This window comes from Sinobaca sp. SA16-1 (assembly GCF_059510515.1).
On record NZ_JCAKFL010000004.1, the window covers coordinates 34,458 to 58,109 of the forward strand.

Annotated in this window: 25 protein-coding genes and 2 riboswitches; of the genes, 12 read left to right on the forward strand and 13 right to left on the reverse strand. The window is 46.8% G+C overall.

Translation table 11 applies throughout. The features are described from left to right. Nucleotide 1: 1 nt before the first annotated feature. The 8 genes from AC5W2J_RS12010 to AC5W2J_RS12045 all read right to left on the reverse strand — a co-directional run bounded on the left by AC5W2J_RS12010 (nt 2) and on the right by AC5W2J_RS12045 (nt 7,717). Nucleotides 2–787, reverse strand: coding sequence for an ABC transporter permease (locus AC5W2J_RS12010; RefSeq protein ID WP_496059699.1), 786 nt, complete (start codon nt 785–787; stop codon nt 2–4). Between the two features lies 1 nt (nt 788). Next, nucleotides 789–1,655: an ABC transporter permease gene (locus AC5W2J_RS12015; protein ID WP_496059700.1), complete on the reverse strand. Its 867-nt coding sequence runs from the start codon at nt 1,653–1,655 to the stop codon at nt 789–791. Beyond that, nucleotides 1,636–2,874, reverse strand: coding sequence for an ABC transporter substrate-binding protein (locus AC5W2J_RS12020; RefSeq protein WP_496059701.1), 1,239 nt, complete (start codon nt 2,872–2,874; stop codon nt 1,636–1,638). The genes AC5W2J_RS12015 and AC5W2J_RS12020 overlap by 20 nt, the downstream gene beginning before the upstream one ends. 149 nt (nt 2,875–3,023) lie before the next feature. Next, on the reverse strand, nt 3,024–3,800 hold the full coding sequence (locus AC5W2J_RS12025; RefSeq protein ID WP_496059702.1) for an anti-sigma factor domain-containing protein: 777 nt from the start codon (nt 3,798–3,800) through the stop codon (nt 3,024–3,026). Further along, entirely contained in the window at nt 3,793–4,359 is a 567-nt protein-coding gene (locus AC5W2J_RS12030) for an RNA polymerase sigma factor (RefSeq protein ID WP_496059703.1), read from the reverse strand. The genes AC5W2J_RS12025 and AC5W2J_RS12030 overlap by 8 nt, the downstream gene beginning before the upstream one ends. 143 nt (nt 4,360–4,502) lie before the next feature. Then, entirely contained in the window at nt 4,503–5,681 is a 1,179-nt protein-coding gene (locus tag AC5W2J_RS12035; protein WP_496059704.1) for an ABC transporter permease, read from the reverse strand. 40 nt (nt 5,682–5,721) lie between these two features. Then, the gene (locus AC5W2J_RS12040) at nt 5,722–6,993 is read right to left on the reverse strand and encodes an NCS2 family permease (protein WP_496059705.1); all 1,272 of its coding nucleotides are present in this window, start codon (nt 6,991–6,993) and stop codon (nt 5,722–5,724) included. Nucleotides 6,994–7,072: 79 nt separating this feature from the next. Continuing rightward, a riboswitch (purine riboswitch) is annotated at nt 7,073–7,174 on the reverse strand. Between the two features lie 114 nt (nt 7,175–7,288). Beyond that, on the reverse strand, nt 7,289–7,717 hold the full coding sequence (locus AC5W2J_RS12045) for an Asp23/Gls24 family envelope stress response protein (RefSeq protein ID WP_496059706.1): 429 nt from the start codon (nt 7,715–7,717) through the stop codon (nt 7,289–7,291). 269 nt (nt 7,718–7,986) lie between these two features. Between AC5W2J_RS12045 and AC5W2J_RS12050 the strand changes: the two genes are divergently transcribed. The 9 genes from AC5W2J_RS12050 to AC5W2J_RS12090 all read left to right on the forward strand — a co-directional run bounded on the left by AC5W2J_RS12050 (nt 7,987) and on the right by AC5W2J_RS12090 (nt 14,610). After that, entirely contained in the window at nt 7,987–8,211 is a 225-nt protein-coding gene (locus AC5W2J_RS12050; RefSeq protein WP_496059707.1) for a DUF2273 domain-containing protein, read from the forward strand. Between the two features lie 21 nt (nt 8,212–8,232). Continuing rightward, a complete protein-coding gene (gene amaP / locus AC5W2J_RS12055; protein WP_496059708.1) occupies nt 8,233–8,799 on the forward strand; it encodes an alkaline shock response membrane anchor protein AmaP in 567 nt (188 codons plus the stop codon). 30 nt (nt 8,800–8,829) lie between these two features. Further along, the gene (amaP, locus tag AC5W2J_RS12060) at nt 8,830–9,396 is read left to right on the forward strand and encodes an alkaline shock response membrane anchor protein AmaP (protein WP_496059709.1); all 567 of its coding nucleotides are present in this window, start codon (nt 8,830–8,832) and stop codon (nt 9,394–9,396) included. A 32-nt stretch (nt 9,397–9,428) separates the two neighbouring features. Beyond that, nucleotides 9,429–9,881, forward strand: a complete 453-nt coding sequence (locus AC5W2J_RS12065; protein ID WP_496059710.1) for an Asp23/Gls24 family envelope stress response protein — start codon at nt 9,429–9,431, stop codon at nt 9,879–9,881. Between the two features lie 53 nt (nt 9,882–9,934). Further along, the gene (gene amaP / locus AC5W2J_RS12070) at nt 9,935–10,516 is read left to right on the forward strand and encodes an alkaline shock response membrane anchor protein AmaP (protein WP_496059711.1); all 582 of its coding nucleotides are present in this window, start codon (nt 9,935–9,937) and stop codon (nt 10,514–10,516) included. A 30-nt stretch (nt 10,517–10,546) separates the two neighbouring features. Next, nucleotides 10,547–10,813 (forward strand): DUF2273 domain-containing protein, encoded by a 267-nt coding sequence (locus AC5W2J_RS12075; protein WP_496059712.1) that lies wholly within the window; start codon nt 10,547–10,549, stop codon nt 10,811–10,813. Nucleotides 10,814–10,861: 48 nt separating this feature from the next. Next, nucleotides 10,862–11,554 carry an Asp23/Gls24 family envelope stress response protein gene (locus AC5W2J_RS12080; protein WP_496059713.1) on the forward strand — a complete coding sequence of 231 codons (693 nt, stop codon included), beginning with the start codon at nt 10,862–10,864 and terminating at the stop codon, nt 11,552–11,554. Between the two features lie 160 nt (nt 11,555–11,714). Continuing rightward, nucleotides 11,715–12,602, forward strand: a complete 888-nt coding sequence (locus AC5W2J_RS12085) for a Cof-type HAD-IIB family hydrolase (RefSeq protein ID WP_496059714.1) — start codon at nt 11,715–11,717, stop codon at nt 12,600–12,602. 121 nt (nt 12,603–12,723) lie between these two features. Beyond that, nucleotides 12,724–12,897: riboswitch (Lysine riboswitch) on the forward strand. A 156-nt stretch (nt 12,898–13,053) separates the two neighbouring features. Next, complete coding sequence (locus AC5W2J_RS12090) at nt 13,054–14,610, forward strand: Na+/H+ antiporter NhaC family protein (protein ID WP_496059715.1); 1,557 nt, start codon at nt 13,054–13,056, stop codon at nt 14,608–14,610. Between the two features lie 63 nt (nt 14,611–14,673). Here the strand turns inward: AC5W2J_RS12090 and gbsB are convergent, their stop codons facing one another. Further along, nucleotides 14,674–15,882, reverse strand: coding sequence for a choline dehydrogenase (gbsB, locus tag AC5W2J_RS12095; RefSeq protein ID WP_496059716.1), 1,209 nt, complete (start codon nt 15,880–15,882; stop codon nt 14,674–14,676). A 100-nt stretch (nt 15,883–15,982) separates the two neighbouring features. Continuing rightward, nucleotides 15,983–17,440 (reverse strand): betaine-aldehyde dehydrogenase, encoded by a 1,458-nt coding sequence (betB, locus tag AC5W2J_RS12100; protein ID WP_496060085.1) that lies wholly within the window; start codon nt 17,438–17,440, stop codon nt 15,983–15,985. A 296-nt stretch (nt 17,441–17,736) separates the two neighbouring features. Between betB and cudC the strand changes: the two genes are divergently transcribed. Beyond that, entirely contained in the window at nt 17,737–18,300 is a 564-nt protein-coding gene (cudC, locus tag AC5W2J_RS12105) for a choline uptake/conversion transcriptional regulator CudC (RefSeq protein WP_496059717.1), read from the forward strand. A gap of 156 nt (nt 18,301–18,456) precedes the next feature. Continuing rightward, nucleotides 18,457–20,025 (forward strand): high affinity choline transporter 1, encoded by a 1,569-nt coding sequence (locus AC5W2J_RS12110; protein WP_496060086.1) that lies wholly within the window; start codon nt 18,457–18,459, stop codon nt 20,023–20,025. 49 nt (nt 20,026–20,074) lie between these two features. Here the strand turns inward: AC5W2J_RS12110 and AC5W2J_RS12115 are convergent, their stop codons facing one another. Together AC5W2J_RS12115 and AC5W2J_RS12120 are read right to left on the reverse strand one after the other, a co-directional pair. Continuing rightward, nucleotides 20,075–20,494 (reverse strand): universal stress protein, encoded by a 420-nt coding sequence (locus AC5W2J_RS12115; RefSeq protein WP_496059718.1) that lies wholly within the window; start codon nt 20,492–20,494, stop codon nt 20,075–20,077. Between the two features lie 123 nt (nt 20,495–20,617). Beyond that, entirely contained in the window at nt 20,618–22,084 is a 1,467-nt protein-coding gene (locus AC5W2J_RS12120; protein WP_496059719.1) for a SulP family inorganic anion transporter, read from the reverse strand. 232 nt (nt 22,085–22,316) lie between these two features. Between AC5W2J_RS12120 and AC5W2J_RS12125 the strand changes: the two genes are divergently transcribed. Then, entirely contained in the window at nt 22,317–22,946 is a 630-nt protein-coding gene (locus AC5W2J_RS12125; RefSeq protein ID WP_496059720.1) for an HAD family hydrolase, read from the forward strand. A 38-nt stretch (nt 22,947–22,984) separates the two neighbouring features. On the opposite strand, the gene AC5W2J_RS12130 is transcribed toward AC5W2J_RS12125, so the two are convergent. Then, the gene (locus AC5W2J_RS12130; protein ID WP_496059721.1) at nt 22,985–23,614 is read right to left on the reverse strand and encodes an HD domain-containing protein; all 630 of its coding nucleotides are present in this window, start codon (nt 23,612–23,614) and stop codon (nt 22,985–22,987) included. Nucleotides 23,615–23,652 lie beyond the last annotated feature (38 nt).

Genomic DNA, 23,652 nt, shown 5'->3' on the forward strand with positions numbered 1-23,652 from the left:
CTTATCTTCGCTCGACCGCAGCAAACACTATTCGCAGTACCGCTTCCGCCAGTAGAATCACTACGAGGGGAAGCAGCGCAAACAGAATAGACAACGCGCTTACGACCGCTTCATTTGCTGAATTGGAGTAGGGAAAATACAAAAGAGACAGCATCGGCACCGTACCCCCTCCGATAATAACCGGCAGAATGTACTGGCCTGCTGTAATGACAACTGTTAAAAAAACGGCCGAACGCAGGCTTGGCATCATCTGTGGAAGCTGTACAAACAGTAAAGCCTGCAGCGGACTGCTGCCAAGCGATTTCGCCTGCTCTTCTGATTCCGGTCCCAGCCTTTCAAAGCCGGCGCGGATGACCCGGATCGTATAAGGCAGAGTTGGAATAAACAGCACGAGCGCGGTGCCGGGCCACGTATCGGCAAGGCCGGCACGGATAAACGTAAAATGAATGCCCATTGCAACGGCCGTCATTGGAATAAGAATCGGCAGAAACAGCAGATTATCAAGCCACAGCTTGCCTTTGAAATGCTGATAGGCAAGCATTTTCGCAGCCGGAACACCGAGAAGCAGATTTCCTGCCGTGACAACCAACGTTACCAGGACCGTTACTACCATCGACTGCCTTAATGCCGGATCACTGAAAGCTGTCTGCCACGCCTGCATCGATACAGCGGAAGGAAACAATTGCCCCCATCCCCACCCGGGGGCAATACTCTGCAAGAGCAGAAGCAGCAGGGGCAGAATACTAAATATAAGCAGAAATACACCTATTATTATTTTATGCTTCATATTATGCCCCGCCTCCTAAACGACTGCGCAGCTTGCGGACATACCACAAAACAAGCGCCGCGGCTGCCAGAATGGCTCCTGTGAGAAGCGTCATCGCAGCCAGCGCTTCCGGACGCCTGCTCCAGTCTCCGCTGTAAAACCATTCGTAGGCAAGAACAGCTCCCATTTCAGGAGAGGACGCACCAATGAGGTACGGCACTTCAAACGCGCCAAACACAAAACAAAAAATAATCAGGCCTGTTTCAAGTGTTCCTGGCTTCAAGAACGCCCACTCTATGTCTTTAAAGCGCTGTAAAGGGCCTGCTCCGAGAGCTGCCGCCGCATGGGCAAATTCTTTATTCATTTCCTGGTACACCGGGAGCATCATGAGGACAACAAACGGAATTTCCTTCCACACATACGTGAGAATCAATCCGATACCCCTGGAGTCATTTGTCAGTATAGGAAAATCAGCTATTGCATCAACCCATCCGATCGAGGCTGCGGCCGTAGAAAGCCAGCCGCTCTGCGAAAAAATCAATATAACGAGATAGGCTCCGACAAAATGGGGAAACACCATCGGAATCCAAATAAGAAACCGGCTGTACCGGTCTTCCAGGTAATGATACAGCCCTCTCGCAATAAAGATGCCGAGCACAAGCGAAATGACCGTAGAAACGCCGGCCACGTAAAGACTGAAAAAGGCGGAAGACCAAAAGCGGCTGTTATCCGCTAATGTCTGATAAACAGACAGGCTCCATTGCCCTCCTTCTCCTTCCAGGCTTCCGAGCAGTACCTGCAGCAGGGCATACCACACCGAACCTACAAGCAGCAGCAGTACCGGCAGAAGCCAGAGAGCTGCAGCTTTCTTACGGCTGAACAACTTCATCGTTCCATTTCTCTTCCAGCCAGCCTACATAATCGGCATCCAGCTCTGGAAGGTAGGCATCATCAAGCTCTTCCTGGGAAGGAACACTGTCCCCTCTGTCCACAGCTTCCATTGCGCTGCGGTCTTCTTCTGTCAAACGTCCTGGATCGAGGACGGAGCTCTCCCCCCACCCATCAGGATTCATTTTTTCAATCTGTGCTTCCGGAGAAAGCAGAAAATCCATTACAACCATCGCCCCACTAGGATTTCCGGCATTAAAGGGCATGGTGAGAAAATGCGTATTGCCGATAGATCCGCTCTCGAGCATAAACGTATCGGTGGTTTCCGGAAAGGTACCGTCCCGAATCAAGCTTTCCGCCCGCGCTTCGTTATACCCCATCGTCATGCTGACTTCACCGCGGCTGTAAAGCCGGTCCAGCTCTTCCACACTTGCCGGATACGTCTGCCCTTCTCTCCACAGGCTGCTTTCCCACGCATTTAAATAGTCCCACATCGGTCCGGTGTCTTCTTCGAGCATTTTCTCATCGAAGGCTTCCGATGCAAATGCCGGATCGTTTTCATACTGGTCATACATCAGCTGCCTTAAAAAAGCGTTTCCTGTAAAATCAGTGGCCTCCGGATACGTAAATTCTCCCGGGTTCTCTTCCACCCATTGGCTGAGTTCCTCCCAGGTGGCGGGAGGCTGTTCCACTTTTTCTGTATCATACATAAAAGTAAACTGCACCTTACCGAGCGGGGATTCCATTCCATCAGTCGGTGTCCCGAAATCAAGCGTCGTTTCCGGAGAGTCTGCCTCTATGTATTCATTAAAATGCGGCAGTTTTTCCGTAAATGATCCGAGAAGCAGTTCATTTTCCTTGGCGCTCCGGAAATTTTCCCCGTTCAGCCACAGAATATCCATCGTTCCCTCCTGCTCCCCTGCCTCTTTTTCGGTAAGGAGCCGCTGCAGGCTTTCTTCCGTAGCAATCGGCACCCGCTCCAATGCTATGCTGTGCTCCTGCTCTACGGCAGGGATCACGTACTCATCCATATATTGATTTAAGCCTTCATCGCCTCCCCACATAAACATGCGTACGTTCGAGCCGTCTGCTTCCGCGTTTATTGATTCCCAATCCTCCTCAAGCCAAGCTTCTGCTTCTTCTGTTTCTTCGTTATTGCTGCAGGCCGCCAGCAGACCTGTTCCCGCCAGAAAAATGCTTAATACCGCTGTTTTTCTCATTCGTGTCTCCTCCTCTGCTGTCTTTAGTTTACACGTTTTATTTCCGATTATCACAGATAAAGACCCTCCTCCTTTGTTGATACATTCTGGTATGTATTAAAAAAACCGCCGGAAGCATGATATCTTCCGACGGCACTATATGATTGTCCTTAAATTTCTGCCTGCAGAACGACTTCGCCCTCCGGCAGCTGATTATCCGGCTGCGGTTCTCTTGTAACTGCAATTGCGTCCCAATTCTGTCCGCTTTCGGTTAAAGAAAATACCGAGCCGCCCCGGCCTTCCGCATCTGTCGTGAAGGATCCGGCCGGTATTGGGGACTCTCCTTCAATCAGCCAGACCTGGTACACTTCGTCTCCTTCCAGACCGGCCAGCTCTTGAGCCTGCACGAGCAGCTCCGCCTGATCTCCGGATTCTGCAAGCGTTGCGATTCCTGTACCTTCGGCTTCTTCACCCGGCTCCAGGCTTGCTGTAACCACCGGGCTCGCTGTCTGGGTTTCCTGCTGTTCCTGCATCGCAGTTTCCATCGACGTCAGCTCTTCTTCCAGTTCTTCATTCTGCGAAGCTACCTGCTGCAGCTGAGTAGCTACAAAAACGTTGGCGCCTACCGATAACAGCAGGGCGGCTGCAAGAAGGCCGCCGATCAGGCCATAGCGTTTGCTTTTCGCTTTTCCTGTATACACTGCTTTCGGCTTACTGGATTCTTTCCTGCCTTCTTCCAATACCGAGCCAAGCACCCGTTCTTTCATTCCTGCAGGAGGATCGACCGGTTGCAATAACGAAGCAGGTTCTTCCATTAATTCTTCCCATTCCTGCAGCTCTTCTCTTAATTCTTTATCGTATTTCAGCTCATATTCAAATGCTTCTCTATCTCTGTCAGAGAGCTGATTGTTCAGATAGTCAAGAATTGCATCATGTTTGTTATTCAATTTCGATCCCCCTCTCCACAGCGACCATGCCTTTTAGCTTTTTGAGCGCCAGCCGGAGCCTGCCTTTTACCGTTCCAAGCGGAATGCCGCAGGCTTCAGCAATCTGGCTCTGCGACATGCCTTGGAAATAAAATAAACATATCATCCGCTGCTGTTCATCCGGCAGCTTATGAATAACGGCCTGAAGCTCTGTCCGCTCTTCTTTGCTTTCTATTTCCTTTTCTACAGAAGGCATTTGTTCATGGACAGAGTCTCTTTCCTCCCATTCGTATATTTCCATTTTCTTCTTACGGAGGTGATCAATAGAGGCGTTTCTCGTGATCGTCAACAGCCAGCTCGAGAATTTACCGCGGGACTCTGTATAGGTCCCCGCCCCTTTTCCTCTCCACAGCTTAAAGAATACATCCTGCATTACTTCTTCTGCAGCCTGTTTATCTTTTACCATATTATAAGAAAACGAGTACAATAGGCGTTCATAGCGGGTGTAGAGTATCTCGAGCGCTTCTTTATCCTGCGCCTGAATTCTCTCGTACAATTCCGCATCTGTTAATGTCGGCATTTCCTGTCCCCCTCTTCATTCAACATAAAAATAAATCCATCCGATCAGGGGGCTGCTTTTTGTACTTGTTTAGTATACGCAGGAAACCCCCGATTGGATGCTTTTCTCATAGAAAATAAGTCTACTGAATGAATGGTAACGCTTCACTTCTTTTTTTCTTTAGGCAGGAACCAGCTTTTATTAAGGATCAGCACAAGCATAACGGCGGATGCTGTATAAAGAACCTGGGAAAACGTTCCTCCTGCACCGGCAAAGGCCGTCAGAATGGCGGCATGCCCTGCCATAACAAGTGCCGCAGCTCCTGCCGGCTCCCGCTTTCTTCTCTTCGCTGCTACAGGATAGACTCCAAGAGGCAGTGAATATTCATACAACTTTGGAAAAGCGGAAAGCTGGCGGCCGTACAGGTAAACAACGGCAGTCGCTGCAATGACTTTTGCTGTGGTGCTTTCAGAATAAAACAGCAGCACGGAACCAATGCCCGTAAAAAGAACCCAGCTTTGTAGATAACTGCCTCTTCTAATAAAAGAAAGAATGCTTATGTAAAGCATTGGCCTTTTCCATGAAACAGCCTTTGCAGCAATGTCTGCCTTTTTCCAGAATCGTATTTTCTCCGGCAGAAACGGAACTTCTGCAAACTGGGAAGCCGCTCTGTAGAAACGAAGACTGAGAGCATGCTCCGTTTCCTGCACTTTCTGCCATTGAAATGGCAGCGCCTTCAGCCTCTGTCTTCTATCATAAACAAATACGGCGTAAAGAGCCATCACCAATCCATATAACCAGAACCAATGAAAGAAGAGCCCCAGCAGGGCAGCTGTTGTTAAAGAGGCCGGCACCGCCTTATCTATAAATAAAGCCGGCCGCGTATGCGTATAATAATGAAAATATGTACCCAGTATATGAAGTCCTGCTATACCGGCGGCTATTCCGTAAAACAAAACGAACGACTCTTCCTGCAGCGGGCCGGAGTAATAATAGGTTCCAGTGTAAACAAGGGCCAAAAGAAGCAGCGGTACCTTTCGGATAAAGGAAAAACGGCGTCCCCACCCCAGCAGTTCATCAATTCGGCTTTCAGCCGGCAGCAGAAACACCATATCCGCCGGCTTTACGAGCAGGCGCTGACTCGTACGAAGCAGCAGCACAGACCATAAAGCGGCGGCAGTTACCTGCCAGACCGGTCCGTGCTCAGCGCTTTGCAGCCAGGCACCGTAATAATAAAAACTGATCACAATGACAGCAATAGCGGCAACCACCAGGCCGCCGCTCATCATGTACCCTCCATATTTCATGCGTTCCTGCATGTAGGCTTCTGTCCGTTTCTGCATTAATTGTAGTAAAAACATGAAAGGAGCCTCTTTTCTTTTATTAAATTACGAGCATCAATACGTAGTGAAGGAAAAACAAGGAAGAAATCACGTACATAATAGGGGAAACCGAGCGTGGTTCACCCAGTGCCAGTTTCAGCAGCGGATAGGCAATAAATCCGAATGCAATCCCATCTGCTATCGAATACGTTAACGGGATCAGCCCGATAATCAAATACGCCGGAAGCCATTCCGACATATCCTGGAAACGAATATGGCGGATTTCCTGTACCATCAGTCCGCCAACAATAATCAGCACCGGCGCCACTGCCCCATCAGGAATAACAGTAAACATAGGAGCAAAGAAAGCGGAAGCCAGAAACAAGACACCGACCGTAATAGCTGTAAGACCGGTTCTTCCCCCTTCCGCGATACCGGAAGCACTTTCCACCGTTGGAATGGTAGGCGATGTTCCAAACAGGCCGCTTGTAAAAGCAGACGCGGCAGAGGCCTGATACGATTTCGGGAATTTTCTTTTGTCCGGAAGCATGCCATTAAGAAGACCCATACTCTCAAACATCAAAATAATCATTAAAGAGAAGACGGCTGTCCAGAAAGACAGCTGATACACCCCGCTGAAATCAGAGGCACCGAGCATCTGTCCGTAGCCTGTAAACTGAATACTATCTGCCTGCGGCGGATTGGTCAATCCAAACAAAAACGCGACACCCGTTGTCAGGACAATGCCGATCAAAAAACTTCCTTTCACTTTCCGGACAAACAAGGCCATTGTAATGACCAGGCCAAGAATCGTCAGCAGAGCCTGTGGAGAGGAAATCGCCCCCATCGTTACGAACGTTTCCGCGTCCGCTGTGATCAGCTGCCCCTTCTGCAGTCCGATAAATGTTAAAAAGATACCTACTCCGACGGTAATCCCTATTTTCAATGAATCCGGCACTGCCCTGACCATAATGCCGGCAAGCGGTGTAATGGTCGCTATGAAAAACAGCAGCCCTGCCGCAATAACAGCAGCAAGCCCCTGCTGCCAGGTAAGTCCGAAGCCCTGCACAATCGTATACGTAAAAAATGCGTTAATCCCCATTCCCGGTGTGAGAATCATTGGGGCATTTCCCCAGCCGCCGATCATAAAGCATCCGGCTGCCGTTGCCAGGATCGTCGCTGCAAGGGCATACGCATATGGAATGCCGGCATCGGCAAGAATCGCCGGATTGATAATCAAAATATAAGCAATCGTAAAATAGGAGGTGAGGCCTGCGAGAAGCTCCTGCTTTAACGTCGTCTGGTTTTCCTTAAAATGAAATAATCGATTCATGTGTATCCCCATTTTCTAACAAAAGTTACAGGCGGACGTGCCTCCTGCAGCTTTTTCCACAAAAAAAGCTACAGATCTTCTATTTAACTAGAAGACCCGTAGCCTGGAGAAATGTGGCTCTCCTGTAGAAACCCTGAACCCTTATCGTCCAGATTATACGAGTATGACGTCCGTTTTGTACGAGGGTTATTATATATAATCCTTCCGTATATTGCAACTGGTTTCTTCTATTTTAGATGGGCACGGAAAAAATCTATAAAAAAAGCACCCTCGAAGGGTGCTTACATGCTGCTTTCTATTCTACACGTTTTTCAACCGTATCCTGGACTTCCTGATCTTCATAACCAAGCTTGCCTTCGCCTTCTGAATCAATGTCGTCCACGTTCATCTGTACTTCCACTACTTCAAGCCCTGTCATATGACGGACGTTTTCTGTGATTCTTCTTTTTACTTCATCATAGACTTTCGGAATGTTTGATCCGTACTTGATGATCACATTCAAATCGATGGCAGCCTGCTTTTCGCCTACTTCAGCTGTTACGCCTTTTGTAAGGTCTTTTCTGCCCAGTCTTTCCGTCAGACCTTCTACTGCTCCTGTACTCATAGACAAAATACCTGGAATTTCTACTACAGACAATGCGGCAATTTTTTCAATGACACCTGTATTATACGTCAGGTCTCTTTTGTTTTGATCCGTTGCATTTAATGGTGTTTGTTCAGCCATTGGACTCAGTCTCCTTTATTCTTTATAGGTTACGTCTATGATGATATACCCGGTTAATAAGAATCCCTAACATTTATTTTGAAAATATTTGTATTTTTTTTCGTGTTCTCTCTAATTTTTGGTTAATTTCGACCTAAATAAGATAAAACCCCCATCAAAACAAAAGATATTCCAATAAAATTTATTTCCATTAATCAAATACATGTTTTTACAAATGGGTAAAAGGGGAATGCAGTAACTATTCCACCAATGAAAGGCGGTGAAGAAATATGAACGAAGATAAAAAGCAGCTTCTTGATTATAGAGGAAGAATCGTAAGCATTATTATCGCATTGCTTCTTGTTGTTGTCTTTTTGTTCTGGGGCTTTGGAGAAGCTGTCGTTGTAGCTCTCATTTTTGCTGTAGGGTACCTGGTAGGAAGACAGTTGGACGGACACCGGGATATTCAAGTATGGACGCAGAAAACACTGCGTTATTTTACTGAAAGAAGATAATCAGCAGAAGGAGGCGCAATCATGACGGTTGCATTACGATTTTTCTTATTTATATTTGTAGTATTAAACCTTGCGCTTGCAGGTGTTCTCATAGCCGGCTTCTTTCAGTGGCAGCCGGTCGTCCAGGTTATAGAAACCTACTGGACGCAGGCATCCTACATGTCACCGGAATGGTGGATTGGATTAGCGGCAGCAGCAGCCTGGGCTCTTATAAGCTTATTATTTCTTCTGCCGGCCCTTAAACCAAAAAAGAAGCCTAAAGAAAAATTTGTCAGTTCTTCTTTATCCAGCGGAAAAGTGAATATTCCGTTTCATACTATAGAAAATATTGCGTACCGAAGCGCGATCACGCGCCAGGGTGTTACGGATGTTCATGTCACGTGCACCAGACAGCAGGAAAACCAGGTGGCACTTCACCTGAAAGTAACACCAAATGAAAGAACCCCTGTTCAATCTCTTTCTTCTGATATACAGGAAGTAGTAAAAACAGATGTAGAACGTATTGCAGAAGTAGATGTTTCCAGTGTAGATGTATCGCTCAGCAAGCGTACTGCAGGAGAACAGGGCCAGCAGGCAAGAGTTCAATAACCAGGGCTCTATGAGAAAGGAGGGTACACTTTGTCATTTTTCCTACGATTACTACTCATTATTCTAGCCATTGTTAATATAGCTGCCGCCGTTCTTACGATAGGTGCCATATTCGGCCTTGCATCCGGCCAATGGATTACAAGCTTTGCGGTGAATGCTGATTTCTCATCCACTCCGGGAATGATCGCACTTATTACAGCTGTTGTATGGCTGATATTTAGTATTATCGCCCTGATCGCAGCTGTTAAATTTAAAAAGAAACGCTCCGGCGAGCGGATTGATATGACTATGCCAACGGGCAAAATCAGTGTATCAATGAAAACATTCAAAAAAATCGCCTATCATAATGCGATGGCTGAGCCCGGCGTAACAGACGTCAAAATGACCGGCTACCATTCCCCGACAGATGAATCTGTTTATATGAAACTTGATATTATGGTAGACGGCCAGGCTCCTCTGCAGACGCTGTCCAGAAATGTGCAGCGTTCCGTAAAAGAAAGCATTGAAAAGATTACGGAAGTACGTGTAAGCGATATTAACATCAGTATCTCGGATCAGATTTCCACCGGGCCGATGGAAGAAGCACGCGTGCAGTAATACAAATTCCACTATGTGAGGAGAAATGAATTATGCAGCAAAACCAGGACAGCACCCGTTCCAACGAAAATAATTCAAAGCAGCGTATTCCCGGAAAACTTAGAATTGATGATAACGTAGTGCAGAAAATCACCGGCCTTGCCGCTGTTCAGACGGACGGCGTTCTCGCTATGAGCGGCGGACCGATGGAAGGCCTGAAAGAAGCGTTCGGCCGCAAAAGCCTTCGCAAGGGAATCAGCACCGAAGTGGGAGAAAAACAGGCAGCCATCGATTTGAATATTATTATCGAATACGATAAAAGCATTCCGGAAGTCTATAGAAATGTAACCAATAACGTAACAACAGCTATCGAAAAGATGACCGGCCTCGAAGTGGTTGAATTAAACTTATATGTAGATGATATTGATACAGCAGATGACGCCAAGCTCGGCGACCGTAAACAAAATCAACTGGAGACCAGTGATACGACACCTCGCGTGCAGTAAATACAGCTGTTCCATCCGTACGTTCATTAACTCAAGAAATGAGGTGTAGAATCGTGTCCATATTATTTCGAGCCGCGCTCTTTCTTTTTGCCGCCGGCAACTTGTTTATTTTATACACGGTCATCGGAACATGGCTTAACTGGGGGACAGCTCCCTGGATAGAAAATTCCATCCTCGGCGTGTCTCCAGGCTCCGAACCTTTCTGGATTGTACTGTTGTTGGCGGTCCTGTGGATTGTTCTCAGTGTCCTCATATTTCTCGGTGCTTTCCGCTATACGAAGAAATATAGACTGCCTGATATCCGCTGGAAAAACGATGAAGGCCATGTTGATGTGTCTAAAGATACTATTAAAAATATTGTCTATCGGAACATTAACAACTATGAAGGCCTCGACAGCTCTGAAGTACAGATTCAGCATATCGAGTCCGACAACGCCCTGAACGTCCGGGCCTATATTACAGTAAATGGTAAAGCCCCTATCCAGACACTTTCCGAAAACATTCAGGAGTCCGCAAAAGCTGACCTGCAGCGTATTACGGAAATGGATGTCAGAACGTTCGATGTGATTATTAAAGACAACCTCGAGCCTAGCCAGTCTATTCCTAAAGGGCCTAAAGTTTCCAGAGTGCAGTAATTATACATTCTATAAGGTGGTGTACAAATCATGAACGAAGAAAAAGAACAATACCAGACTAATGCTTCTCAGCCTGCCTCTTCTTCCAAGCAGTGGATTGACTACAGAGGACGAATTATATGTACAGTATTGGCACTGCTTCTAGGAGTTATTTTCTTATTATGGGGATTCGGTGAAGCACTTGTTGTAGCCATCTTTTTAGCGGTGGGCTATATTATCGGCAGACAGCTGGACGGCCACAAAGACTTTCAGGTCGCCACCCGGAAGACAATGGAGTTTTTAACTGCACGCAGATAAACAAACGGCCGAACGAAAGTCACTATTACTATTTAGGAGGCAGTTAAGATGCAAAACGGACCAAACGGACCAAACAGAAAAAGAAGCGATAAGTCGCAAAGAAGAAGCAGCAAACCGGAAGCAACTCCGGCAGAGGAGCAAAAAGAGTCAGCTGATCGTATGGGGGGGCCCGGGTCTCCGGCAAGAAACATGGAAGGGCGGACGCCGGTGAAAACATCAGGCGATTCTTCCTCTGAAAAAAAGGATAGCCTTCCTGCCGAAACAAAAGATAACAGCTCGACTACTTCTGTATCAGTACCTGCAACAACCACGAGCAGTATTTCAACAAACACACCAAACAACCCACCCTCTTCCACTTCTATTTTAATTGATGAGGAAGTAGTAAAGAAAATAGCGGCTGTTGCATTAATGCGTGTTGACGGTATTGTTGGAATGAGCGGCGGCGTTGTGGAAGGTATTACCGACCGGCTGGGCAGCGGCAACCTGACAAAGGGTGTCAGTGCCGAGGTAGGAAAAACCCAGGCCGCCCTCGATGTAAATATTATTGTAGAATATGATAAAAGCATTCCGGCGATTTTTGAAGAAGTACAAACTCATGTTGCTCACGATATCGAGCGGATGACCGGCCTGGAAATTGTAGAAATTAATTTAACGGTCGACGATATCGATAAAGCCGGAGACGACAAACTTGCTCCTCCGGAAGAAGCACCAAAAAACACCGCACCACCGCGTGTTCAATAACTATTTCAAAGCTGCCGGAGACCCGGCAGCTTTTTTTGTCGGCTTTCCGACCGGGTTCATTTCTCATTCGATAACCGGAGAACTATGATAAAATAAGGGAGTATATGTGATAACAAAGACCTTATTATATAGGAAAATAGAAAGAATGGAGAGAAGCTAGATGAAAACAATTGCAATTGATATGGACGGCACTCTTCTCCACGAAGAAGGCTACATTACGAAAGAAAATGCTTCCGCCCTGGAAAAACTTCAGGAAAACGGAGATAAAGTGGTAATCGCTACAGGGAGAGGCATGCCTGATGTGCAGCGCCTTCTTAACGAAGTAAATGTTACGCCTGATGGTATTATTTCTTTGAATGGCGCTATCGTTTCCTGGGGAGAGAACATCATCCGGGAAGTTCATATGATCCGCGAAGATGCTGTCGCTTTAATGCATTGGCTCGATGAACAGCAGATTTACTATCATGCCTACACAAACAAAGGTATTTATACGCCTCCTCAGTCCAGCGACTATTTCCGCAGTGACCTGGATGCCTTCACTGCAGGCCTTGATAACGGTAATGAAGTCAATGAACGGATTTGGAATGTAGCAGAAGGCCACCGTCGGAAATCAAAGATGAAAGAGCTTCCTGAGCCGGCATTCATTGAAGAAAATCAAATTACTGTTTATAAATTCCTTATTTTATCCATGCTTGGCGATAAACTGCAGGGATGCCGAAACAGCTGGGAAGACGAGGAAAGCATACACATCACCTCTTCCGGCCGCGATAATCTGGAAATCATGCACCCTAGTACCCAGAAAGGCATTGGCCTGATGCATTTAACGGAGCATGCCGGTCTTTCCATGGACAAGACCTTTGCGATCGGGGACAATTTTAACGACCTGCCTATGTTTGAAAAAGCAGCCACCAGTATCGCAATGGGAAATGCTGAACCGGAAGTAAAAAAAGCAGCCGATTTTGAAACGACGCATCACAATGAAAGCGGCGTGGCACATGCTATTGAAACATTTGTACTAAACGCTCCGGCTAACAGAAGCTTAACCTGATAAAAGGTTTGCTTCCCTGCGGTCCCATTGTTATAATAATTTTTGGATAAATTAATATGAAGCAGTATGAACGAAAAACAAATTGACTGAAAACCCAATTTAATAGAGAAGCCTCATCACTGGATGAGGTAGAGGCGCGGATGAAAAGGAGTATGTGCAGATAGGGTGACACCGATAACCTGTACAAAAAGGTTTCTCCGCCGAAATGCCCGGACAGGTCATCTTCCGGACGTTGGGCCTGTATTAAATAAATACAGGACTGCCGCAGCATGGTCTGCGGAGTGCTACCTGTTTTCACCGGATCCGAGGTGTCCGCTGCATGGTGACAGTCTGTCTCCGTGCAGTTTTTTTATGGCCTGCGGCCGGCCCTTTCTTTCCATAAAAATCAGGATACAGGCTTTTTGATATGTGCTGTCATACGTAAGCTTCACGACGAATTGGAGGAATCATAATGGAAGAATTATCTGCTCTGTCGCTTTTGCCGCCCCTTCTGGCTCTGGCGATGATTATCATTACACGAAAGGTTCTGCCCTCCCTTGGGCTGGGTATTTTAATCGGTGCCCTCCTCATTAATGACTGGTCTATCCTTGCGTCACTCTCGTACATATGGTCTATTTTTACCGGTTTTTTCTACACGGATGGAGCCATTAACACGTGGGAGCTTTATATTATTTTCTTTCTGCTTATTCTCGGAGTCATGGCTGCCTTAATCAGCCTGTCCGGTGGCAGCAGAGCGTTTGGAGAATGGGCTCTGCGCCGTGTGAAAACCAGAACCGGCGCGCAGCTCGTCACGTTTTTATTTGGTATCTTAATATTTATTGACGATTACTTCAACAGCCTGACAGTTGGCCAGGTGAGCCGTCCTCTAACCGACCGCCACGGCATTTCCAGAGCAAAACTTGCCTACATTGTTGATTCTGTCGCAGCTCCTGTCTGTGTTATAGTGCCGCTTTCCAGCTGGGGTGCTTATATCATTACGATTATTGCCGGCATCCTTGAGTCCTATCAGGTAAATCAATACAGCGGCCTGCAGGCATTTTTGTATATGATTCCGATGAACTTCTATGCGATAACGGCCCTTCTGCTCGTTCTCCTGATGATTGTCTGGAAAGTAGATATCGGCCCAATGAAAAAACATGAGCGTCTTGCACTTGAGGACGGCGTGCTGTTTGACAGCTCCAAGCTTGGCTTGCCGGGCGAAACGGGCGGACAGCTTGATGAATTAACCGGCCGCGTCCGTGACCTTGTTCTTCCTATCGTTGTTCTTGTAGCTGCAACGATCGTATTTATGATCATCACTGGTGCTCAAAATGCGGAAACCGTGACAGCGTTAAGCGTATTTGCCGAAACGGATGTGTCCGCGTCTCTTGTATACGGCGGCCTTATTGGATTAGCCGTTGCTCTTATCCTTACCCTTACTAAAAAGCCAAAGTCTTCTATGGTCGGCAAAGCAGGCACAGCAGGTATTAGAGCAATGATGCCGGCAATTTATATTTTGATTCTTGCCTGGATTATTGTAGCTGTAATAGACGAGCTGCAGACAGGCGCATACCTTGCTGCTTTAATTGATGGCAGTATTCCGTTGTTTCTGCTGCCTCTGCTGCTGTTTATTGTTGCCGGTTTTATGGCTTTCTCGACCGGGACGTCCTGGGGAACATTTTCGCTTCTCCTTCCGATTGCCGGAGAAATTGCAGCAACGCTTGATATTACGATGATGCTGCCTTTCTTAGCCTCTGTGCTGGCCGGTTCTATTTTCGGAGACCACTGTTCTCCTATTTCCGATACGACGATTCTTTCGTCTACCGGGGCAGGAAGCCATCATATTGATCACGTCGTGACACAGCTTCCTTATGCTCTTATTGCAGCCGGTGCTTCTTCAATAGGCTATCTTGTTCTCGGCCTGTCCGGAAGCATGTGGCTTGGTCTCTTAACGGCTGTCGTACTGCTTGTAGCTGCTGTCTATCTCACAAAAGTATTTTTGTCCAAATCAGCTCCAGCCTCAGCTTAATACAATTTAAAATACAAAAAGCCTGCGGATATCATCCTCCGCAGGCTTTTTTATTAAATTCTATTAGATAGACGTTGGTACCTGGTTAAAGCAGCGCTTGTAGATCCACTGGTAGTCGCGCTCAGTAAGGTCTCTTGGGTTTCCTTCTGTCTGAGGATCCTTCATTGCTTCTTTAGAAAGACGATCAATCATATCAGAAGAAACGCCCTGCTCTTCAAGATTTGGAATATCCAGATCTTCTGCAAGATCATACATCCATTTCACAGAAGCTTTAGCCGCTTCCTCTGTTGTCATGCCGACTGTGTCAATGCCAAAAGCCTGTGCCATACGGGCAAAACGCTCAGGAGCACCTTTCCAGTTGTACTCCATTACAGGTCCCATCATCGTTGCTACACACTGGCCGTGGGCCACAGGAATAATGCCGCCAAGCGTCTGGCTCATTGCATGGGCTGCACCTGCAGATTCGCTTCCGTATGAAAGGCCGGCAAGCATAGCAGCCTGGGCCATGCCGTAACGGGCTTCCAGATCCGCGCCGTCTGCATAAGCACGACGAATGTATTTGGATGCATATTCCATCGCCATTAAGGCTACAGCATCTGTAACAGGCTGGGCAAATTTCATTGTATAACACTCTACCGCGTGGGCAATGGCATCAATACCCGTCATTGCTGTTACGTGCGGCGGCATAGAAACGTGAAGCTGTGGATCAAGAATCGTAAGGTGAGCCGCGATTAATGGACCGCCCGTATTAAACTTGAATTCACGCTCTTCATCTGTAATAACTGCCCACTGTGTTACTTCAGAACCGGTTCCTGCTGTTGTCGGGATCGTCGTAAGTGGCGGAATGCGGTTAACAAGCGGCTTTTTGCCGTCTGCTGCTTCATAATCCAGTACTGAACCTTCGTGTACTGCTTCTACACCGATCGCCTTCGCTGTATCCATAGAGCTTCCGCCCCCTACTGCTACAAGGCCGTCGCATCCTTCTTCCTTAAAGACTTTTGATCCTTCTGCAATAAGACGCACGGGAGGGTTAGGCTCAACTTTATCGAAAAGAACAACCTCCACGCCGGCTTTTTTCAAATGTTCAATAACCGGGTCTACGACGCCGGCTTTATAGATGCCGGGATCTGTGGCAAGAAGCACTTTTGTAGCACCTAACGCTTTTACTTCTTCGCCGATATGTTTAATGGAGCCAATTCCGTGTTTAATGGCGGTTGGCAGCTCAAACGTGTGATAACTTAACATAGATTCTACTTTCATATTCAAACTCATATACAATTCCTCCTATAGGACCGTTGTTTTTTTATATTCCATGTATGGTAAAGCCCCGGATCTCCGCCCGGTTCCCCGTGCGGATAACCGGATAGTATTATTAAGCGAACCAGTTAACGGCTGCCGGCTTTTTGTTGCGGAAAATGTGCTTCACTTCTGTATACTCCTCAAGGCCGATGTGACCAAGTTCGCGGCCGAAACCGGACTGCTTGTATCCACCCCACGGCGCCTGTGCAAAGTATGGGTGGAAATCGTTAATCCATACCGTACCCATGCGAAGCTTGGCTGCAACGTTTTCAGCTTTGGCGATGTCATTTGTAAAGACAGCACCGGCCAGGCCATAGATGGTATCGTTGGCAAGCGTTACCGCTTCTTCTTCTGTTTTGAATGTTTCAATAGTAAGAACCGGACCGAAAACTTCTTCTTGAACGATTCTCATGTCCGCCTTACATTCTGTAAAGATAGTCGGCAGATAGAACGAACCATTCTGCAGCTCTTCCTGCTCTGGACGGGAACCGCCGAGAACAAGCTTTGCTCCTTCTTCCTGTCCAATTTCTACATATTTCTCAACCTTGGCACGATGTTCATTGGAAATAAGCGGACCGGATTGGGTGCTTTCTTCGAACCCGCTGCCAAGTTTAATGTTTTTAGAGCGTTTTACGAGCTCTTCTACAAATTCATCGTGAATGCTTTCTTCTATAATAAGACGGGATCCGGCAGAGCATACCTGACCGCCGTGGAAAAATACAGCATTCATTGCCTGGTCGACCGCTGTATCAAAGTCTGCGTCGGCAAAAACGATATTCGGGTTTTTCCCGCCGAGCTCAAGCGCAATTTTCTTTACGTTCACGCTTGCGGCCTGCATAATTTTCTTTCCTGTGTCGATGCCTCCAGTAAAAGAGATCAAATCGACGTCAACACTTTCGGAAAGCTCAGCTCCGACAGTCGCACCAGGACCTAACACAAGATTGGCTACGCCTTTTGGAAAACCGGCTTCTTCCATTAATTCAAATACTTTTACAGTGGTAAGCGGCGTAATTTCACTTGGCTTTACCACAATCGTGTTTCCGGCAGCCAGTGCCGGGGCAATTTTCCAGGCTGCCTGAAGCAGGGGATAATTCCACGGGGTAATCTGTCCGCAGACGCCGACCGGCTCTCTAACCACACGGCTTTCTGAATCCGGAAGAGGAGAAGCAATGACTTCTCCCCCATTTTTGTCGGCAAGTCCTGCGAAATATTGGAAGACACCGGCAATATCATCCATATCTGCGCGGCTCTCTACCATCGTTTTTCCAGTATCGAGCGTTTCAAGTTCAGCCATCTCTTCATTATCACGCTTGATAAAGTCAGCTATTTTCTGGATAAGAAGCCCTCTTTCTGCAGCCGGGGTGCCGGCCCATTCACCGTTATCAAACGCTTCGCGCGCTGCCTGAACGGCCGCCTGGGAATCTTCCCTTGAGCCTTCAGCAGCCGTTGCAATCGTCTCCTGGTTGAATGGATTTAAAATACTGCGGGTGTTTCCTGATTTGGCTTCTACCCATTCTCCGTTGATATACATTCTCTTATCGGACAAGTAAAACGCCTCCTTCTATTTTTTTCATTTGTTTACGTTTGTTTAATTTGTTTTAAAAAAATTTAACGTTTCGAACAATTTAAATTTAACACGTAGGAAATTATCTGTCAAAAAAATTTTCGCGTTTTTTTATTATTACCATATATAGAAATTTCAGCGGCACCATTTTCCGGGGCTCTGCTTTTATTAAACCTTTGACAATCTTCGTTATTGCGTTATCATTAAAAAAGTAAAGAAAATATTTAACAAATTTAATTTATTACATTCAGAGGAGGGGTTTAATGTCTAACTCCCATGATGAACAGGCTAGAGAGTCGCTCGAAAACGCAAAGGATCTTGTAGTCGATTCGATAGCAGAAACAATGGACTTGTACGGAGTGACCCGAAGCGTCGGCACTTTATATGGCACGATGTATCTCGAAGGAGATATGACATTAGATGAGATGCGGGAGCGCCTCGGTATGAGCAAGCCGAGTATGAGTACCGGGGTAAAAAAACTGCAGGAATTTAACATCGTTAAAAAAACGTTCCGGAAAGGCAAACGCAAGCAGACCTACATTGCAGAAAAAGATTTCTTTCACTTCTTCAGTAACTTTTTCAGCAAAAACTGGGAACGCGAAGTAAAGATCAACCTGGAAGCTATTGCTGATGCACAAAAGCAGCTGCAGGCCATCCTGGAAACGCCGGAGTATTCTGAAGAGATCAAAGAAGAAGCCCGGGAACTTGCTTCCTTTCTCGAACGATCCAAAGCCTACTACCGCTGGCTTGACAGGCTTGTGGAATCCATTCAGAGCGGCGCCATTTTTAATTTAATTCCACTGGAAGAATCAGACAAAAGCGAATAAAAATCTCCATGCATGTATCCGGAGCAGAATGATGTTCTGCGGAAAGGGATACGTGTGCCCGAAAATATATTCAAAATATTCTGACTAATAAAAGGAGTCATACAGATGAAAGATACAACGATGAATTTACTCAAATCGTTCGGCTTTATCCTGCTTATGCTGGGAGTCGTCGTGTACGTGGCTTTTACAGATGCAGATATTGTCTGGAGCGGGTTTATTTCCATGCTTTTATTTTACGCGCTTATCTATTACATAGGGGCATTTATGGCCTCAAAAAAATCCGGCTCGCTCGATGATATGATGGTAGCCCGCCGCAGCATGCCGCTCGGTGTAGCGATGTTTACGATGTCGGCTACCTGGGTCGGCGGCGGCTTTATTAATGGAACGGCCGAATCTACATATGCGGACGGCCTCGTCTGGGCCCAGGCCCCCTGGGGTTACGCGCTCAGCCTGATTATCGGCGGTATTTTCTACGCCAGAAAAATGCGCCGCTACGAATTTATGACAATTATCGATCCGCTTGAACAGCGTTTCGGCAGGAAAATGGCCGGCCTTCTCTACATCCCCGCCCTGCTCGGTGAGCTGTTCTGGAGCGGCGCTATCCTTACTGCACTCGGCACGACGTTTGGAACGATTCTCGGGCTTGATTTCACGACCTCAATTATTATTTCAGCGATAATCGCTGTTGCTTATACGGTGTTCGGCGGCATGTGGGCTGTTGCTTATACCGATGTGTTTCAAATGGGCGTTTTACTTATCGGCCTGTTTCTTATTCTTCCCTTTGCTTTTGGAAGCACAGACAGTCTCGGCGCAAACTGGTCGAACTACCAGGCAGACTTCGGCTCGTATGCCAGCCTGTTTCCTCCACTGGACGGCTGGAATCATCCGGACTGGGGAAACTGGTACTGGCACTGGTGGGATTACGCACTGCTTCTCATTTTCGGCGGTATTGCCTGGCAGGTGTATTTTCAGCGTGTGCTTTCTGCCAAAGACGAGAAAACAGCGATGTGGCTTTCCATCTTTGCCGGTTTCATCTGCATGCTTGCAGCTCTTCCCGCTGTATTGATTGGCATTATCGGATACAATGCAGATTGGAGCGCGTTTGGTGCAGCCGATCCTGAATCAGCGGCGATGGTGCTGCCGCACGTGCTTCGTTTTCTCACACCGGAACTCGTTGCAGCGCTCGGTCTCGGCGCATTGGCGGCCGCTGTGATGTCGTCGATGGATTCTTCCATTTTATCGGCGTCTTCAATGGCTTCCTGGAATATATACAGGCCGTTGTTTCGTCCGAAAGCTTCCCAGGACGAGTTGAAAAAAGTGATTAAACGCTCCATCGTGCTGATGGGGATGGCTGCTACTATTATTGCGTTAAACGTAGGCAGCGTCTATACACTGTGGTATTTAGCATCAGACTTAGTCTACTGCATCTTATTTCCCCAGCTGACGATGGCTTTATTTTATAAGAACGCCAATGTGTACGGCTCCATTGCCGGTTTCTCTACAGCCTTGTTTCTAAGGCTTGGCGGCGGCGAGCCCGCAATGGGACTGCCGCACTTTCTTCCCTACCCGATGATAGAAGATGGCCTGGTCCTGTTTCCATTCCGGACGCTGGCCGCGGTTTCGGCTTTTGTGATGATCTTTGTTGTATCCGAAGCCACAAAAAAGAATTGCCGCCCAAAACCGCTTTTAATGCCGCACGAACGAAACAACAATGACGCATTGTAAGATTTGAATTAAAAAAGACTCAGGCAGCTGCCTGAGTCTTTTTAATGCTTTATTTTACGATCAGTACCGGACACTGAACCCGTTTGGCCACTTTGTGGCTGACGCTTCCAAGTACCATCGTCTGAACTTGATTTAAACCGCGGCTTCCGATAACGACGCATTGATAGGAACCTTCATTGGCAAACTTCACAATGGTCGGTCCCGGATCGCCGTGTTTAATATGAATATCATAGGAAATGTTTTTTTCTTTCAGCTTTGTTTGAATAGGAGCAAGCTTTGCTTTTCTTTTGCTGTTAATGACGTTGGAATCACCGTATTTCAATACGTCTGCTTTTGATTTGTCTCCATCTACTGCGAAAATGATGTCCATATGGGAATCCTGTTCGTGTTCTACCATTGCTATTGCGTGTTCGGCAGCACGCACGGAATTCTCTGAACCATCAGCTGCAAGCAATACTTTTTTATACATCGCCATCTCTCCCTTACTGTATATATACGACAAAAAAGAAAGAAATCCCTTCTACTTTCTATCTGTTCCCGGGATAAAAAGTAAAAGAAATTCCTCTTTTCCGGTTGGGAAGTAACCTGCTCATTAATGACCGGAAATCATGCCATCGAGCTTTTCGATTAAACGGGAGCTTTCTTTATTGACGCCGATAAAGCTCGTTGTAATATCTTTCTGCTTGTACTTGCTCTTGACTTTATCCAATGCTTCTACAGCAGAATCATCCCACACGTGCGATTCGGAAAGATCAATATCTACGTGCTTGATGCCCTCTTCCGCATCTTTCTCATAGTCGAAGCTTTTTGTAAACTCTGACACTGAAGCGAAGAACAGCTGGGCCTGAACAAGGTACGTTTTTGTCGTATTGTCGCTGCTCTTCTTTTCTGTAATTTTCACACGCGATATTTTTGCGGCGAAAAATACCATGCTGAGAAGAACACCGGCGAATACGCCGATCGCAAGGTTATGCGTATAAACGACAACAATAACCGTCAGTACCATAACGATCGTATCTGATTTTGGGATCTTCGGCATCGCGCGGATGGAACCCCAGTCAAAGGTACTGATGGCTACCATAATCATGATACCGGCAAGAGCAGCCATTGGTATCTGGACAACCAGCCCTCCGAGAATAATAATAAGAAACATTAAAAACACGCCGGCTACTAATGAAGATAAGCGGCCGTTTCCGCCGGATTTTACGTTAATGACGGATTGGCCGATCATCGCACAACCTGCCATACCACCGAAAAATCCAGTCACTACGTTGGCATAGCCCTGTCCTTTGGATTCTTTATTTTTATTACTGTCTGTATCGGTCATATCATCTACAATATTTGCTGTCAGCAGCGACTCAAGCAGACCTACGACAGTCAGTGATAAAGCATAAGGAAAAATAATGGCAAGCGTTTCGAAATTTAATGGAATATCCGGAATTAAAAAGATCGGCAGCGTGCTTGGAAGTGCCCCCATATCTCCAACATCACGGACATTAAATCCCATAAAAATGGTAAATGCACTCACTAAAACAATGGCAATCATCGTAGAGGGGATTGCCTTGGAAATAAGCGGAAATGTATAGATAATTAAAAGCGTAAGCGCTACAAGCGCGTACATAACCCATGATTCTCCTTCAAAATGCTCAATTTGCGCTATAAATATAAGAATAGCCAGGGAATTTACGAATCCGACCATAACGGACCGTGGAATGAATTTCATCAGACGCGACAGCCCGCTGAATCCAAAAATAACCTGCAGAATTCCTGTAAGTACGGTAGCTGCAAGCAGGTATTCCAAGCCGTGATTTGCTACAAGGGTCACCATTAACAGCGCCATTGCACCGGTCGCGGCCGAAATCATCCCCGGACGTCCTCCAACAAATGCAATGACGACGGCGATGCAGAAGGAAGCATACAGCCCTACCTGCGGGTCCACACCGGCAATAATAGAAAAGGCAATTGCTTCCGGAATAAGAGCGAGTGCGACGACCATGCCGGCTAATACATCTCCTCTTATGTTTCCAAACCATTCTTTTTTCAGTTTTTGAACGTTCACTTTCTCGAAAAACCTTCTTTCCGTTTGTATTGTGTGCTGTGATCTGCCGAGTAATTCGATCACTAAAGGATGAAGCCTTGGCCATTGTCTCTTTACAACAGCCCCGTTGGGAACATAGAAATTTTACCATACTCCTTTATTTTTGCAACCTCTATTGTTTCCGGTTTTGATTAAATATTCGTGTTTACGGGAATAGAGTCAATGGATTACTTTTCATAAGGAGAGATATACTATGTATAAGGCATTTTTGTTTGATATTGATGGAACACTATTAAATACAGAAGAAACGATTTTAAAATCTCTGCGCCGTGCGATAGAAGAAGAAACGGGCGAGGTTATAGAAGACCGCAATCTGACTCATGCACTTGATGCACCCGGAGACAAAGCGCTGACTCAGCTTGGTATCCAGAAGCAGGAAGCCATTCAGGAAAAATGGGCAGCTTATGCGTCGGAAAACCGCAACCTTATTCATGTCTTTCCCGGAGTGATTGAAGTGCTGGAAGGCTTAAAGCAGCAGGGCTTTCATGTCGGCATCGTCACCTCCAAAACGAAGCAGGAATTCGAGGATAAAGTGGCTCCGTTTGAACTGCAGACCTACGTCGATGACATCGTATACGCAGAAGAAACAGAGAACCATAAACCTTCCGGTGACCCGATTCTCACTTACCTCGACAAAGCAAATCTTTCCGCCGAAGAGACAATGTACATTGGCGACACCCTTCAGGACGAAAAAAGCGCACGCGCTGCAAAAACCGCTTTTGGTCTCGCCGCCTGGAGCGCCACTCCGCATGAAGACGCCCAGCCGGATCAGCTTTTTAAAGAACCGGTTGCTATTCTGCAGTACATTCATGACAACAAATAAAAACAGGCAGGGACCCGTGTCCCTGCCTGTTTTTTTATTTACAGCTTTTGTTCCCACTCGCTGTAGAACTGTTCAAGATAAGAAACCATAAAACGCTGGCGGTGATGGGCCAGCTTCTTTGCCTGCTCTGTATTCATCAGGCTTTTAAGCCGAAGCAGCTTATCAAAAAAGTGCTGGATAGCGGTATCCCTGTCCCGTCTATCCGCCGAAGCCGGTTCATGCAGAGGCTTCCCATGCGTTCCGGAATAGGCAAACGCCCGGGCAATACCAATCGCTCCCATCGCATCAAGGCGGTCGGCATCCTGTACAACTTTGCCTTCTATTGTTTTCATTTCTGCTTTATTTGTCCCATTTCGAAAAGACATCGTTTCAATAATATCCATCACGTGCCCGGAAATGTCGGGCTCTACCCCATGGCTGTGGAGCCAGTTTCTAACATTATTCAGCCCTTCTTCTTCTGTGCTGTTTAATTTTTTATCGGCAATATCGTGAAGCCATGCCGTCAACTCTACAATATAGAGATTGGCTTCTGTTTCTTTTCCAAGCGCAACCGCCTGCTTGGCGACCCGCTCCGTATGCCAGAAATCGTGGGCTGGATCGGCGTGCTTGAAAAAAGCTGCCGCTTCCTGTTTTGCCTCGTTGATGACTGCTTTCTGCTGCTCGTTCATAAGTATAGTCCCCCGTTTCCCCCAATTTCTCGTTGCTT

What these genes read in the sequence shown, in the direction of transcription:
- AC5W2J_RS12035 (WP_496059704.1), bottom strand. Translation starts at nt 5,681, where the DNA reads ATGCAGAAACGGACAGAAGCCTACATGCAGGAACGCATGAAATATGGA.
- AC5W2J_RS12045 (WP_496059706.1), bottom strand. Translation starts at nt 7,717, where the DNA reads ATGGCTGAACAAACACCATTAAATGCAACGGATCAAAACAAAAGAGAC.
- amaP (WP_496059708.1), top strand. Translation starts at nt 8,233, where the DNA reads ATGACGGTTGCATTACGATTTTTCTTATTTATATTTGTAGTATTAAAC.
- AC5W2J_RS12040 (WP_496059705.1), bottom strand. Translation starts at nt 6,993, where the DNA reads ATGAATCGATTATTTCATTTTAAGGAAAACCAGACGACGTTAAAGCAG.
- AC5W2J_RS12085 (WP_496059714.1), top strand. Translation starts at nt 11,715, where the DNA reads ATGAAAACAATTGCAATTGATATGGACGGCACTCTTCTCCACGAAGAA.
- AC5W2J_RS12115 (WP_496059718.1), bottom strand. Translation starts at nt 20,494, where the DNA reads ATGTATAAAAAAGTATTGCTTGCAGCTGATGGTTCAGAGAATTCCGTG.
- AC5W2J_RS12130 (WP_496059721.1), bottom strand. Translation starts at nt 23,614, where the DNA reads ATGAACGAGCAGCAGAAAGCAGTCATCAACGAGGCAAAACAGGAAGCG.
- AC5W2J_RS12015 (WP_496059700.1), bottom strand. Translation starts at nt 1,655, where the DNA reads ATGAAGTTGTTCAGCCGTAAGAAAGCTGCAGCTCTCTGGCTTCTGCCG.
- AC5W2J_RS12020 (WP_496059701.1), bottom strand. Translation starts at nt 2,874, where the DNA reads ATGAGAAAAACAGCGGTATTAAGCATTTTTCTGGCGGGAACAGGTCTG.
- AC5W2J_RS12065 (WP_496059710.1), top strand. Translation starts at nt 9,429, where the DNA reads ATGCAGCAAAACCAGGACAGCACCCGTTCCAACGAAAATAATTCAAAG.
- AC5W2J_RS12090 (WP_496059715.1), top strand. Translation starts at nt 13,054, where the DNA reads ATGGAAGAATTATCTGCTCTGTCGCTTTTGCCGCCCCTTCTGGCTCTG.
- AC5W2J_RS12030 (WP_496059703.1), bottom strand. Translation starts at nt 4,359, where the DNA reads ATGCCGACATTAACAGATGCGGAATTGTACGAGAGAATTCAGGCGCAG.
- AC5W2J_RS12050 (WP_496059707.1), top strand. Translation starts at nt 7,987, where the DNA reads ATGAACGAAGATAAAAAGCAGCTTCTTGATTATAGAGGAAGAATCGTA.
- AC5W2J_RS12110 (WP_496060086.1), top strand. Translation starts at nt 18,457, where the DNA reads ATGCTGGGAGTCGTCGTGTACGTGGCTTTTACAGATGCAGATATTGTC.
- gbsB (WP_496059716.1), bottom strand. Translation starts at nt 15,882, where the DNA reads ATGAGTTTGAATATGAAAGTAGAATCTATGTTAAGTTATCACACGTTT.
- AC5W2J_RS12125 (WP_496059720.1), top strand. Translation starts at nt 22,317, where the DNA reads ATGTATAAGGCATTTTTGTTTGATATTGATGGAACACTATTAAATACA.
- AC5W2J_RS12075 (WP_496059712.1), top strand. Translation starts at nt 10,547, where the DNA reads ATGAACGAAGAAAAAGAACAATACCAGACTAATGCTTCTCAGCCTGCC.
- betB (WP_496060085.1), bottom strand. Translation starts at nt 17,440, where the DNA reads ATGTATATCAACGGAGAATGGGTAGAAGCCAAATCAGGAAACACCCGC.
- AC5W2J_RS12080 (WP_496059713.1), top strand. Translation starts at nt 10,862, where the DNA reads ATGCAAAACGGACCAAACGGACCAAACAGAAAAAGAAGCGATAAGTCG.
- AC5W2J_RS12010 (WP_496059699.1), bottom strand. Translation starts at nt 787, where the DNA reads ATGAAGCATAAAATAATAATAGGTGTATTTCTGCTTATATTTAGTATT.
- cudC (WP_496059717.1), top strand. Translation starts at nt 17,737, where the DNA reads ATGTCTAACTCCCATGATGAACAGGCTAGAGAGTCGCTCGAAAACGCA.